The sequence below is a fragment of the Collinsella aerofaciens genome (genome assembly GCF_040910185.1).
GTDB classification, from domain to species: domain Bacteria; phylum Actinomycetota; class Coriobacteriia; order Coriobacteriales; family Coriobacteriaceae; genus Collinsella; species Collinsella aerofaciens_BF.
On sequence record NZ_JBDGBA010000001.1, the window covers coordinates 174,199 to 187,676 of the forward strand.

At 58.7% G+C, this 13,478-nt stretch carries 9 protein-coding genes; 3 read left to right on the forward strand and 6 right to left on the reverse strand.

Going from position 1 to position 13,478, the window contains the following annotated elements:
• Complete coding sequence (locus tag AB5Z54_RS00720; RefSeq protein WP_271748016.1) at positions 1-1,134, forward strand: restriction endonuclease subunit S; 1,134 nt, start codon at positions 1-3, stop codon at positions 1,132-1,134.
• Positions 1,127-4,039, forward strand: a complete 2,913-nt coding sequence (locus AB5Z54_RS00725; protein WP_368135032.1) for a type I restriction endonuclease subunit R — start codon at positions 1,127-1,129, stop codon at positions 4,037-4,039. Before AB5Z54_RS00720 ends, AB5Z54_RS00725 begins: the two co-directional genes overlap by 8 nt.
• Before the next feature lie 225 nt (positions 4,040-4,264).
• Here the strand turns inward: AB5Z54_RS00725 and AB5Z54_RS00730 are convergent, their stop codons facing one another.
• The 4 genes from AB5Z54_RS00730 to AB5Z54_RS00745 form a co-directional block, all read right to left on the reverse strand.
• Positions 4,265-4,630, reverse strand: coding sequence for a hypothetical protein (locus AB5Z54_RS00730; RefSeq protein ID WP_368135033.1), 366 nt, complete (start codon positions 4,628-4,630; stop codon positions 4,265-4,267).
• Positions 4,627-4,998: an exonuclease domain-containing protein gene (locus AB5Z54_RS00735; RefSeq protein ID WP_368135034.1), complete on the reverse strand. Its 372-nt coding sequence runs from the start codon at positions 4,996-4,998 to the stop codon at positions 4,627-4,629. The genes AB5Z54_RS00730 and AB5Z54_RS00735 overlap by 4 nt, the downstream gene beginning before the upstream one ends.
• 455 nt (positions 4,999-5,453) lie before the next feature.
• The gene (locus AB5Z54_RS00740; protein WP_239057662.1) at positions 5,454-6,659 is read right to left on the reverse strand and encodes an ATP-binding protein; all 1,206 of its coding nucleotides are present in this window, start codon (positions 6,657-6,659) and stop codon (positions 5,454-5,456) included.
• 275 nt (positions 6,660-6,934) lie between these two features.
• Complete coding sequence (locus tag AB5Z54_RS00745; RefSeq protein ID WP_368131881.1) at positions 6,935-8,326, reverse strand: ATP-binding protein; 1,392 nt, start codon at positions 8,324-8,326, stop codon at positions 6,935-6,937.
• Positions 8,327-8,793: 467 nt separating this feature from the next.
• On the opposite strand from AB5Z54_RS00745, the gene AB5Z54_RS00750 reads away from it, so the two are divergent.
• Positions 8,794-9,792, forward strand: a complete 999-nt coding sequence (locus AB5Z54_RS00750) for a hypothetical protein (RefSeq protein ID WP_349074877.1) — start codon at positions 8,794-8,796, stop codon at positions 9,790-9,792.
• Between the two features lie 415 nt (positions 9,793-10,207).
• Here AB5Z54_RS00750 and xdh read toward each other — a convergent pair whose 3' ends face one another.
• Together xdh and AB5Z54_RS00760 are read right to left on the reverse strand one after the other, a co-directional pair.
• A complete protein-coding gene (gene xdh, locus AB5Z54_RS00755; protein WP_368159684.1) occupies positions 10,208-12,985 on the reverse strand; it encodes a selenium-dependent xanthine dehydrogenase in 2,778 nt (925 codons plus the stop codon).
• 12 nt (positions 12,986-12,997) lie between these two features.
• Positions 12,998-13,477 (reverse strand): 4Fe-4S binding protein, encoded by a 480-nt coding sequence (locus AB5Z54_RS00760; protein ID WP_055252516.1) that lies wholly within the window; start codon positions 13,475-13,477, stop codon positions 12,998-13,000.
• Position 13,478 lies beyond the last annotated feature (1 nt).

A 13,478-nucleotide genomic window follows, 5' to 3' on the forward strand; every position in this document is an offset into this window, starting at 1 on the left:
ATGACCCACGTTTGCCTGGGCGATGTGGCCCGCGAAATCAAACAGAAGGTCCCTGTAGACCAAGAACTGCCGACGGTCGGCCTTGAGCATCTGGACCCCGGCGAAGTCGAACTCGCCCATTGGGACGAAGGTGTCGAGACCACCTTCACTAAGGCTTTCTCAAAGGGGCAGGTGCTGTTCGGGCGTCGCAGGGCCTACCTGCGCAAAGCGGCCGTCGCCCCATTCGACGGAATCTGCTCTGGAGACATCACCGTCATCGCCCCCAAGGACAACCTCTCTCCGAGGCTGCTCCCGTTCATCATCCAGAACGACGCCCTATTCGAGCACGCCGTCACCAATTCGGCAGGCTCCCTCTCGCCAAGAGTCAAGTGGCAGAGCCTTTCGCAATTTGAATTCGAGCTTCCCAGCATCGCTAAGCAAGAAGATCTTGCCGACATACTCTGGACCGCACAAGAAACGAGGTCTCACTACAGGCAGCTGCTTACAGCCTGCGATGACGTCGTCAAATCACAATTTGTCGAAATGTTTGGGGATGAGAAATGGGGTTTCAAGCCCCTATCGGAGTGCGTTGATTCCATTGATACCGGTAAAAGTATGAATTGCGGAGAAGGCCCACGAGGAGTTGGTGGTTTTGGGGTCCTTAAGCTGAGCGCGCTATCTTCAGGTACTTTTGTCGCCTCCGAAAACAAAGTGATTTCTAAAGACAACTTCATGTCTATAAAAGAGGTCGAAAAGGGTGACCTCTTGTTTGCACGCAAAAATACGCCTGAGCTAGTTGGCACAACCGTTTATGTTCCAAACGAAGTGAGGGGCCTTATGTTTCCCGATCTCGTCTTTCGTATGAAACCGAAGGATGTCAACGCGCTGTATTTACTTGCGTACATGAGAAGTGACCGTGGCCTCGATTTAATTCAAGGCATGGCCCACGGATCGGCAAAATCCATGGTCAACATCCCTAAAACTCAGCTGGCAAGGCTGCCGGTTCCGGTTCCTCCGCTCGAGCTCCAACAGGAGTTCGCCGACTTCGTCGCCCAGGTCGACAAATCGAAATTTGCCGTACAAAAGGCCCTCGATGAGCTAAACGCCACGACGAAGAAAATCTTGAACCAGGAGTTAGGGCTCGGAAATGTTTAACGAGGACAACACCATCGAGCAAATGAGCGTCGAGGCGCTTGCCAGCCTTGGCTGGAGATACGTGGCTGCCGAAGACCTCCCGCGCCGCCATGCCGACGTCATGGTCGAGCCCATGGTCAAGGACGCCCTCATCAGGCTTAACCCGGAGATTGCAGAAGACCCCGATCGCGCCGACGAGATCATCTACCGACTCAGGGCCCTCATTCAGTCCACAAGTCCGCAGAACCTGGTCTCCACCAACGAGCGGTTCAAAAAGCTCGTCATCGAGGAGAACTCATTCCCCTACGGCAAAGACGGCCGCATGGTCCCCATCCGCTTCTTTGGCACGGCGGCGGACGGCGATCTTGACAAAAACGAGTACATCGTCACCAACCAGTGGGTCTACCCCCAGGAACAGGGCGGCAAGCGCCTCGACCTCGTCCTTCTTGTCAATGGATTTCCGCTCGTCATCGGCGAGCTCAAGACGCCGGTGCGCGATTCGATAACCTGGCTCGACGGCGCTGGCGACATCGCTAAATATGAGAAGAGCATCCCGCAGATGTTCGTCTGTAGCGCCATCAACTTCGCCAGCGAAGGAAAATGCTATCGCTACGGGTCGGTGAACATGCCTCCCGAGATGTGGGGACCCTGGCATGAGGGCGACAAGAAGAGCGAGGGCACACTTGCCGACGTCAAGAGAAGCATGGCATCCATGCTCACCCCCTCGAACGTCATGGACATCTTCCAGTTCTTCACGCTCTTCGCCACCGACAAGAAGCATCGACGCATCAAGCTGATCTGTCGCTACCAACAGTTCGAGGGCGCGAACCTCATCGTGGACCGCGTCCGCGCAGGATACCCGAAGTGTGGCCTCATTTGGCATTTCCAGGGCTCAGGAAAGTCACTGCTCATGGTATTCGCCGCCCAGAAGCTGCGCATGGTCCCCGAACTCAAGAACCCGACCGTCGTCATCGTGGATGACCGAATCGACCTCGAGACCCAGATCACAGGGACCTTCAACGCATCCGATATCCCCAACCTCGCAAGCGCCGGCAGCAAGGAGGAGCTTGAGTCCTTCTTCAAGCAGGACATGAGAAAGGTCCTCATCACCACCATCTTCAAATTCGGCGAGGTTGCGGGGACGCTCAACGAGCGCGAGAACATCATCCTCATGGTCGACGAGGCGCACCGCACCCAAGAGGGCGACCTCGGCGAGAAGATGCGACTCGCCTTGCCAAACGCCTTCTTCTTCGGCTTGACCGGCACGCCCATCAACCGAACCGACAAGAACACGTTCCACACCTTCGGTGCCAAAGAGGACAAGTCCGGCTACATGAGCCGCTATTCCTTCGCCGACTCCATCCGCGACCACGCCACATTGCCGCTCCATTTTGAAACCGTTCCCGTCGAGCTCCACGTCAACCAAGAGGTCGTGAACGCCGCCTTTGACGAAATGACCCGAGACCTCAGCAAAGAGGACAAGGCGGAACTCACCAGGCGCGTCAAGATCGAAGCCGTCATGAAGGCCCCCGACCGCATTCACAAGGTGTGTGAACACATTGCCAAACACTTCAAATCGAAGGTTGAGCCCGACGGCTTCAAGGCGCAGGTAGTCTGCTACGACCGAGAGTGCTGCCTGCTGTATAAGGAGGAGCTCGACAAGCTCTTGGGCGCTGATGCAGTCACCATCGTCATGGACACGAACAACGACAAGGAGGACCGGTACAAGGCATATCGTCGCGATCGCGATGCCGAAGAAAAGCTCCTTGACCGTTTCCGCGACCCGGACGATCCACTCAAGATTCTCATCGTCACTGCAAAGCTGCTCACGGGGTTCGATGCGCCCATCCTGCAAACTCAGTACCTTGACAAGCCCTTGCGCGACCACACGCTGTTGCAGGCAATCTGTCGAACCAACCGCGTCTACAACGACAAGAAGACATTCGGTCTCATTGTCGACTATATCGGCCTCTTCGACAACGTCGCCAAGTCTCTGCACTTCGACGAGGCCGAGGTGCAGAAGGTTATAACCAACATCGACGAGGTAAAGGCCGAGCTACCCGGGCTTATGCATTGCTGTCTTGAGTACTTCTCAACGGTCAGAGACCGCCGCAGCGCGGATTGGGAGTCCCTTCTCGAAGCTCAACAATGCCTGCCAACGACAAAGGTGAAAGACCAGTTTGGGGCCGACTTCTCGGTCTTGAACAGAGCGTGGGAAGCCCTTTCGCCCGACGCATGTCTCAATCCCTACAAGCCCGATTTCATCTGGCTCTCGCAGGTCTACGATTCCGTGAGACCGGTAGACAATCGCGGGAAGCTCATCTGGGCAGCGCTCGGGCCCAAGACAATCGAGCTCGTGCACGAGAACATCACCGTCGAGAGAGTCCGAGACGATGACGACATCCTTGAGCTCGACGAGGACATGATCGAGCACTTCATCAACGACAAGAGCAATACCGAGAAGATCACGCGTAAGCTGGAGATAGATCTCGTCGCCCGAATCCGCAGGCACGATAAGAATGGCAAGTTCCAGAAGCTCGGCGAGCGCCTGGAGGACCTGAGGGAACGTCACGAGCAAGGTCTCATCAACAGCGTCGAGTTCCTCAAGATGCTCATCGACCTCGCCAAAGAAGCACGAGCCGCCGAAAAGGAAGTCGTGCCCGAGGAAGAGGAGGACAAGGGAAAGGCTGCTCTCACTGAGCTCTTTAACGGCATCAAGAACGGCGACACGCCTATCATCGTCGAGAACATCGTCAATGACATTGACGAGATCGTTAAGATAACTCGCTTCGACGGCTGGCAAGCTACCACGGCTGGCGTGAAAGAGGTTAAAAAACAGCTCCGTGCCATTCTGTGGATGCGCTATAAGCTCAAAGACCAGGCTCTTTTTGATAAGGCGTATTCGTATATCGAACTCTACTATTAGGTAACAGAAGACAGAGTTCTAGGGACGCTCCGCATTAACCATTTCATAGGATGTGGAGCGTCCCAATTTGAACGAGTAACGTCTTGCGATGGGCGAATGCTGCAGTCCCAATGGCTCGATAACCTTTTCTTAGTCTGGTGTTTAAGTCTTCACTAGAAGCCATCCACACTTTGTAGTTAATTGGTTCCTTCTTCACAGGCGAAACGACAATATTGTCTGCCCCGCCTACCTCCCCTCCGCCTTCAGCCTCAGCAGCAGGTCTCTCAGCTCGGGGCACTTGCTGGAAAGGCGCGTCTGGGGTCGCTCGCCCATCCCCCAACGCTGGCGGACTTCCTGGGCGTGCGGACTCACGCGGTAGTCCCCATCCATCATCTGCTTGAGCAGCTTGGCGGTCACGCGCGCATCGGCTAGGGCGCTGTGGGCGTGGCCCGTCGACGCGTCGAACTCGATACCAAACCACGTCGCCGCGTCACTCAAAGAGACGCACCCGTGGCTGCCCACGTCCATGATCGAGGTGTAAAACGCCTGCAGGTCGGCCCAGTCCGTAGGAAATGCGGCAAGGTCGATGTGTTTTGCCTGGCACTCGGTCAAAAGCTGTCGACGATCCGCCCCGCTCCAACGACCACCTGGGCGGAGTAGCGACCGATCCAATCGCTGAGCCTTTTGATCACCGCATAGAGCGGGTCGGCCATCGCGGTGTCCACGGCCGATATCCCCGTGAGCTCGCGGACGGGAAACGCAACGCCTTCGGTAAATTCTGTCTGCACAAACTGCGAGAACTCGCCTATAACGTTGCCGCGGTTATCGAGCTTGACGGCGCCGACCTCGATAATCTCATTGCGCAGTCCACGGCGCTGGCGCTGCTTTGGCACCGGCGCAAACTCAAAGTCCAGCACAATCTGGCGCGCAAAGTTCGTCGTATCGATAGCCGAGATACCCGGCGTCTTTTCAACTGACACGGTTAGGGCCTTTCTCCGTTGCCTGCCGCTTGCTACATAGGCGGCTACATTGCCGTAAGGATAGGTGGCCGCGCGGACATGAAAGCTGGGCGCAATACCATGCGCCAGGCACACGTCATGCAGACGGCCCCAAGAGAGTTGCCCGCTCTATTCAAATGCATGAAAAAGATTTAGGCCCGGTGACTTGAATCAGCGGTCATCCCGGGCCCATCAGAGCTCGTAGAGCTCTTGGTTGCTTTGGTCTCGCTCTTCACGGCGCTTATCGAACTTTCCGAGGCACTCAAGCAGCATTCGAAGCATAACAAGTCGCTGCCATTAAGGCACTGACCTCTTGACCAAGCAACGGCGCTGCCCAGCTATCACCCTTGGGCTGCCGTCAACTTTATTCTATCCGCGAGCATCTGGTTTACCAAATGGATTTTCGGTAAAGGAAGCACGGCACGCCCGCAAAACCACTACGCCCCAAGTGCCGCCATGGGAATCACCGCCACGCCGTCGTCGCGTGTATAGGCAATGCTCCCCTTTCCAACCACGACCGCCAAAAACGCCGGCGCGGCATTCTGGGCGGCAGGATTGGAGAGCACTTTCCTCTCCAGCGCCTTGAGATTTCTCGCTCCATCGTCTGCTTTCGCATCACTCAGCTTGACCTCGATGGCTCCCCAGCGCCCGTCGTGCTCAACGATCAGATCGACCTCAAGGCCCTTCTCATCTCGGAAATAATGGACACTGTTGTCGACACCGCCGTAGGTGGAAAGGAACACGCGCACGTCGCGCAGGACGAGATTCTCAAAGAGCATCCCCAGCGTTTGCATATCGCCAAGCAGCCGCTCAGGGGTAGCCCCCAGCAACGCCGCCGCAAGTGACGGGTCACAGAAGTAGCGCTTGGGGCGCACGCGAACGCGGGCCTTCGAGCGCATGGGCGGCTCCCATCCGCACAGGTCCTCGGTCAGCTTGAGCCTGTTGAAGAGGTCCAAGTACGCAGCGATGGTCCTCTCGTCGGGGCCCGCCTCACCGTACGAGGCGTCCTTTACGAGCGTCTTGTACGTGACAGCCTGGCTCTCGTTCATGGCAAGAGCTCGCAAAAGGCCGTGTGCAAGCTCGGGCGACATGCCCTCGTCCAGCACGTTGACGTCGAGCACCGAGTGCACGTACTGGCTTGCCGTCTCTCGCGCAAGATCTTCCGAAAGCCCAAGATTTGCAGGCCAACCGCCCCTGCAGCACCAGCGGGCGACGTCATCCACCGTGCTCTCGCGACGCTGAGGGGCAAAATCCTCGCCCTTAAAGAGGCTTGCCAGTGACACGAGCGGCTCGCCGTCGCCCGACTCACACAGGGCCATGGGGCGCATTGACAGACGGGCGATCCTACCCGTGCCGGAATGACGAACATGGCTGCGCTCCTCGCTTTTGAGCGCGGTCGAGCCCGTGAGCAAAAGTGTCCCCCGTTCGTTGCCGCTCGCGTCCACGAAACGCCGGGCGGCATCCCAAACCTCGGGCACCTCCTGCCATTCATCGACCAGGTGTGGCGCATCGCCGATGAGCGCCAGGCTTGGGTCGACCTCTGCCGCCGCACGCTGCGCAGGCTCATCGAGCCTGGAGACGCTCGCCGAGCGAGAGAGCGCCGTCCAGGTCTTGCCGCACCATTTGGGGCCGTTGATCTCCACACAGCCAAACGCCCGCATAAGGGTGTCGAGGCGCTCCTCTATGAGCCGGGGCCTATATCCCTTTTGGGTCAATCTCTTTGGTGCATCCATAGACGGCCGTCCCTCTCTATCACGCGATATGCGAAATTACGCCATTCTCAATGCTGATTTTACGCTACTTTCAATGTAGTTTTTACGCCATGACAGATGTAGTTTTTACGCCATTTTCATTGAAGGTTTTACGCTTGGCATCCTTAGCGCGACCCATTCCGAGCATCACATCAGAGCGTGCTTGGTTATCTCCGCTCGCACATCTCGGCAAACGAAATCAGCTTGGCATCTCCCCTGCTCGCCGCAGCTTCCTGACATCCTTGCGTAAAGCCTCGCTTCGAGAAGATCGCATAGCTTTTGTGCTGCCGTCTAAAGAGCTCGCTGCGGTGCACGAGCTTTTGCAGCACGTCTTCGCCCACCGGTTCATTGCGCCATTTGCACTCCGCAAACAGCGCAGTGCCCTCGCCATCGTCAACAATCAAGTCGATTTCTTCCTGCGTATGCGTGCGATTATCCGTCCCCCACCAGCGCCCGACGCTCGCCGGAACCACATCGAGCTGGCCCGCTCGCGCGAGTTCGTACACGTATTGTCTGCATATAAGCTCAAAGACCGTACCCATGTAATCCGATACGTGTGGCTCAATGCGCTTATACGCCATCTCGGCCATATCGTTTTGAATCAGCCCGATGTTCTGCGGAACAAACTTGTACCAGAACCTAAACATCTGGTCGCTCAGCAGATACACGGCTCGCTTATTGCTCGTCTCGTTTAGGGGCAGCTCGCGCTCGACAATCCCAAGCGACGCCAGCTTATCCACATAGCTCTTTACGTTGCTCGCAGGGATTCCCGTAGAGCTCGCAATCTCCGAGATCCTCGAGCGCCCCTGGGCAATTGCCTGCACGATCGCATCATATTGCTCGGGATTGCGGCACTCTTGCAACAGCAGGTTACTCGGCTCCTCAAAGAGATAGCCCGTAGGAGTAAGAAAAAGACGTTTGATGTTGTCCTTGAGCGATACGGCAGGATCGACTTTCTCGATATATGCAGGAATGCCGCCCGTCATGCCATAGCAAACTGCAGCGTCTTCGCGACTCATGCTCTGCCACAGGCCGAGGGTCGTCATAAAATCGAGCGGCATGATCTTAAACTGGGCCGTACGCCTACCGTATAGCGGGCTCTCGTAGCCCAACACCTGTTCCTCCATAAACGAAAGAGACGAGCCGCATAGAATCAGCATGAGCCTGGTCTCTTTGTACAGGTGATCAATCTTGTCTTGCAGCAACGAGCTGATCTCGGGATTCGATTGGGCGAGATAGGGATACTCGTCAATCACGACAATCAAACGTTCCGTGCGAGCCATGGTGGCCAATGCATCAAACGCCTCGTCAAAACTACGAAACGACACGCCAGCAACACCAACGGAGCCCGCAAGTATCGCCTGGCTAAAGCCATGCAGGTTTGCCTCTGCATTGGTACGACGAGCTTGAAAGTAAATAGCCTTCTTGCCTTGGATAAACTCTGTGATAAGACGCGTTTTACCCACGCGACGGCGGCCGTAGATTACGGGCATCTCAAAGGAGCCCGTGCCATACAGTCGATTGAGCTCGGACATTTCCGCCGTTCTTCCGATAAACATAGGGCCATCCTTCCTTTACGTTATAGCTAGCTATATTATACCTTTCTATAATATAGCTAGCTATAACGTAATTCGACAAGCGGAGCACGCAAAAGGAGCGGTACACCAGCGCACGTGGACCGTTCCGGAAAGCGCGTCCCGTTCCGAGCGGCAATTCCGGGTCACGGTTTCCTCAGGTACAAGACGACGATCCTCCGCCCTTATCACATGCCTTCAAATATGCGATCCAGAAACACAAAACAGCAGATAGAATGATCTTTTTCAAAAAGTACACGTCTCGAAACTTACCCAGTCTTCATAACTCGCTACCGTTCAAGGTCGCCGATTACCGCCCACCGATTCGGATGTAAAAATGTCGCCGAAAACAGGCCATCTACCTGCATGGTTAGATTTTGGTCAGCTTTTGGTCAGCTGAGCGGCAAGTTCCAGCTGATACGTTTTTGCTACCCAAAAGGAGGCGGTAGCTCATGACCCATTGCAATGACCAGCTCATCGACCAACTGCTCACTCAAGCCGAACAAGAGGGGCGCTGTCTGATTCCCCCGAGCGCGGCGATCCGAAAAGCGCTCCTTCGGCGCATCGGCAGCGCGGTCGTCTCCCCCATGCCGGGTTTGTTCGCGCGCAAAATGCGCTGGGATGAGCTCAACCGGGCGCAGCGTCATTGCGAGATTATTCGCGCCCTTGCGATCATCCACCCCGATTGGACGTTCTGCTCGTTTTCGGCAGCTTGCCTGCTGGGGCTCGAGGTCTCGTGGCGACACCTGAATGTCGTGCATGTTTGCAGCTCGACAAAGCCGTCGGCTCGTCCGGGTGCACATATTCAGCGACACCAGATTGAGCCGGCCGGAGCAATACGCAGAGCCGGCATATCGGTAACGCCGCCCATCCAAACGGCCACAGATTGCCTGCTGCAAACTGGTTTTGCCGACGGCATGCCCATTGCCGATTCGGCGATCTCAAAGCTCGGCCTTGCGCCGGAACAGCTGATGGAGGCCGTTGAGCAACGAGCGACTGCCCGCAATGGTCGCGCGATTCGCACCGCCCTCACAACGCTTCGATATGCCGACGCCCGCGCCGAGAGCGGCGGGGAATCGGTCGCCCGAGCCGTCATGATCGAGACGGGCTTTGCGCCCGACTGGCTTCAATACGAGTTGACGGACCCCTTCGATTCGGCCAAGCCCATACGAACGGACTTTGCCTGGGAGCGCCAGGCGCGGGAACTCACGCTGGGCGAGCTCGACGGGCTCATCAAATATACCGACCAGACCATGCTGGCCGGACGCGCCACCGCCGAGGCGCTCGTTGCCGAACGACAGCGCGAGGCGCACCTATCGCTCTACGGTCACCCTCTGCTGCGCTTTACCATGAACGAGGTCCGCTCGACAGGAATGCTCGCCAAAAAGCTGCAGACGGCAGGCATCCGGCAGACCGCGCTGCCGACATGGCTCAACGAGGTGGACCTGTAGGAGCCGCTAGGCCACGCATCGCCGAATCGCATCCCCCCCTATCTGGGCCGCGTTTTCCCAACGGCCACGCCAACGGAAAGCGCGTCCCAGCCTGGACACTCAAAACGGGATGCGCTTTCCGGATGGCGGGCCTAGCGGAAAGCGTGTCCCGGAATCAGGTCTCGGAACGGGTCGTGCTTTCCGGTTGAGTCCTTCAGCGGAAACCGCATCCCGGAATAAACGCTCAAGCTGGGATGCACTTTCCAAGTGAGCGGTTAACGGAAAGCGCATCCCACTCTGAGGCATGATTCCGGGACACAGTTTCCGCTCCAAACAAAAGGCCCCGACTCGCGATGGAGCTGGGGCCAGAGGCGCAGCATATGCAGTTGATGTTGAGCTCGGACGGCCCGTCAGTAATGGCTGTCCGCGCCCTACCCTACCCGCGGTTGCGAACGCGGCTGTAGGGCGTATCCACCATGGGCAGATCCGGACGCAGCTTGCCGTCGAATGCGCGATAGGCGTTCTGTACGGCGGGCGCCGTGGGGATTGTTGCGATCTCGCCGATGCCCTTGCCGCCGTATGCCACGGGCAGCAGCTCGTCCTTCTCCACGTAGATGGCGTGGATATCCGGAATCTCGGGCGCACGGAACAGCCCGAGCGTACCGTACCTTGCCTGGGGCACGCAGTCCTTGAGCGGCCAGTCCTCGGTAAGCGCATAGCCCATACCCATGAGCACGCCACCTTCGATCTGACCTTGGATGGAGATGGGGTTGACCACCTTGCCGGAATCGTGCGCGGCATAAACCTCGCTCACGCGACCGTCATCATCCAAAATGACCACATGTGTGGCAAAGCCGTAGCAGATGTGGCTCTTTGGGTTGGGAACATCCGCACCCAGCTTGTCGGTCGGCTCCAGGTACACGTAGCCAAACTCGCATCCCTCAAGCGCCTTGATGGCGGCCGCGGGATCCTGAGGATGCATACCCTGGCCGGCGACGAGCTCCTGCGTGTGCAGCTGATAGGCGCGGCCGTCGTCGTACTCGATCTTGATGCCGTCGCCATGTGCGCTCACGGGAGCGGCGGGCGCAGGCTTGCCGGCCTCGATGTCAAGCATGGCATCGCGCAGCAGGAAGGCGGCGCCGCGCACGGCCTCGCCGGTCACGACCGTCTGACGCGAGCCAGACGTGGTACCGGAGTCGGGAGCGTTCTCGGTAGAGCACTCGCCGTTGGCAATACAGTGAAGCGGCAGACCGCATGCTTCGGCAACGTCCTGCAAAAAGACGGTGTTGCAGCCCTGGCCGATGTCGGACGTGGCGGCATAGACCACGGCCACGCCGTTTTCGACGCGAATCTTGCAGCGGCCGGCATCGGGCAGGCCCACGCCCACGCCGGCGTTCTTCATGGCGCAGGCGATACCGGCGTGTCCGGGATGCGCATAGTAGGCATCCTTGACCTCGAGCAGCGTCTCTTTAAGCGCCGTGGAGCAGTCGGCAATCTGGCCGTTGGGCAAAACTTCACCCGGCTCGATAGCGTTACGGTAGCGAATCTCCCACGGATCCAGGCCGACCTTCTCTGCCAGCAGGTCGATTAGGCTCTCGAGCGCAAACTCGGACTGACAAACGCCAAAGCCTCGGTACGCGCCGGCGGGCGGGTTGTTGGTGTAGTAGCCAAAGCCGCGAATGTCGGTGTTCTGGTACTTGTAGGGGCCGACGGCATGCGTGCAGGCGCGCTCGAGCACCGGACCACACAGCGACGCGTAGGCGCCGGTATCAAAGTTAATCTCGCAATCCAGACCGGTAAAGTTGCCCTCGGCGTCGCAACCCAGCGTAAAGGTGCCGTCCATGGCATGACGCTTGGGATGAAAAGCAAGCGACTCGGCACGCGTGAGCTTGCACTTCACAGGACGCTGGAACTTATATGCGGCGAGCGCGGCCAGATGCTGAATGGACACGTCCTCCTTGCCGCCAAAGCCGCCACCTACGAGCATGGTCTCGACGACCACGCGCTCGGGTTCGCTATCCCAGCCAAACATGTGGGCGCACTCTTTGCGCGTATCGTAGGCACCCTGGTCGGTCGACTGCACCTTGACGCCGTTCTTGTACGGGAAGGCCACGGCGCACTCGGGCTCCAAGAAGGCATGCTCGGTAAAGGGCGTGGTAAAGCGCTGCGTCACGGTAAACGCGCTCTCTGCCAGCGCCTTGGCGGCGTCGCCGCGCGTCACGTGACGGCTCTGGCACACGTTGTCCTTGAGCTCCACCGTGTTGCCAAAGGCAAAGAAACTGTCATGCAGGCGCGGCGCGTCGGCGGCCTTGGCCTCGGCGATGTTGCGCACGGGCTCCAGAGGCTCGTAATCGATCTTTACGAGCCTCTTGGCCTTCTCGAGCGTCGCCTCGTCCTCGGCGACTACCAAAACGATGGCGTCGCCCACGCAGCGGGTGATATCGCCCTGGGCGATCATGACGTCCCAGTCCTGGATAAGGTGGCCGACCTGGTTGACCGGCACGTCCTCGGCGCGCAGGATGCCCACCACGCCGGGCAGGGCCTCGGCCTTGGAGGTATCGATGGAGAGCACGCGGGCGCGCGGATACTTGGAGCGCACAGCGCTGGCGTAGGTCAGACCCGGCTGATCGAGCTCGTCGATGTCGTCGGGATACTTGCCCTCGCCGAGCACCTTCTTGCGCACGTCAATACGGAAGGCGCGCTTGCCCACGCCGTAGTCGTCGCCGCGCTCCAGATCCTCGTCGATCTGCTTTTCGCCGCGGAGCACCGCAGCGGCCAGCGCAATGCCCTCGATAATCTTTTTGTAGCCGGTGCAGCGGCAAACATTGCCGCGGATGGCGTACTTGATCTGCTCCTCGGTAGGCTCGGGATCCTCGGCGACGAGCGCTGCACCCGCCATGACCATGCCGGGGATGCAAAAGCCGCACTGCACGGCGCCCACGGCGCCAAAGGCGTACACAAAGGCCTCGCGCACGTCCTCGGGCAGGCCCTCGACGGTCACGATGCTGCGGCCGGCGGCAAGAGCGGTGGTCAGCACGCACGCCTTGACGGCCGCACCGTCCACGTGGATGGTGCAGGTGCCGCACGCGCCCTCGGAGCAGCCGTCCTTGGCGGAGTGAATGTGTAGGTCGTCGCGCAGATAACGCAGCAGCGGTTTGTTTTGGGTCGTCGTGCGCTCGACGCCGTTAACGGTAAAAGTGAATTCCTGTGCCATGGTGATTCCCTTCTACACGCCAGCGGCGATGCCGGTGCGGTCGTGGATGGCGCCATGCGGGCAGACGACGGCGCACATGCCGCACGACAGGCAGTCCGCGCCGTCGATATGGGCGCAGTTGTCCTCGATGCGGATAGCGCCGGCGGGGCACTTTTTGGCGCACATGCCGCAACCGATGCAGCTCGTGTCGCAGATCTTGCGCGCAATGGCACCTTTGTCGGTGTTGTTGCAACGCACCAGAATGTTCTGGTAGCCGGGAACGAAGGCAATCACGCGCTGCGGGCACGCCATGCCGCACAGGCCGCAGCCCGTGCACTTGGAACGGTCCACGCGGGCGATGCCATCGACCAGCGCAATGGCGCCGTGGGGGCAGGCCGTGACGCAGGCGCCACAGCCAATGCAGCCTTCGCTGCAGCGGGCGTCGCCGCCTGCGGAGGCACAACCACTTCCGCAGGCAACGTAGGCCACGTTATGTTGAATGGATTTGGCCATA

Coding starts and splice junctions, on each gene's coding strand:
- AB5Z54_RS00720 (WP_271748016.1), top strand. CDS start 1: ATGACCCACGTTTGCCTGGGCGATGTGGCCCGCGAAATCAAACAGAAG.
- AB5Z54_RS00725 (WP_368135032.1), top strand. CDS start 1,127: ATGTTTAACGAGGACAACACCATCGAGCAAATGAGCGTCGAGGCGCTT.
- AB5Z54_RS00745 (WP_368131881.1), bottom strand. CDS start 8,326: ATGTTTATCGGAAGAACGGCGGAAATGTCCGAGCTCAATCGACTGTAT.
- AB5Z54_RS00750 (WP_349074877.1), top strand. CDS start 8,794: ATGACCCATTGCAATGACCAGCTCATCGACCAACTGCTCACTCAAGCC.
- xdh (WP_368159684.1), bottom strand. CDS start 12,985: ATGGCACAGGAATTCACTTTTACCGTTAACGGCGTCGAGCGCACGACG.
- AB5Z54_RS00760 (WP_055252516.1), bottom strand. CDS start 13,477: ATGGCCAAATCCATTCAACATAACGTGGCCTACGTTGCCTGCGGAAGT.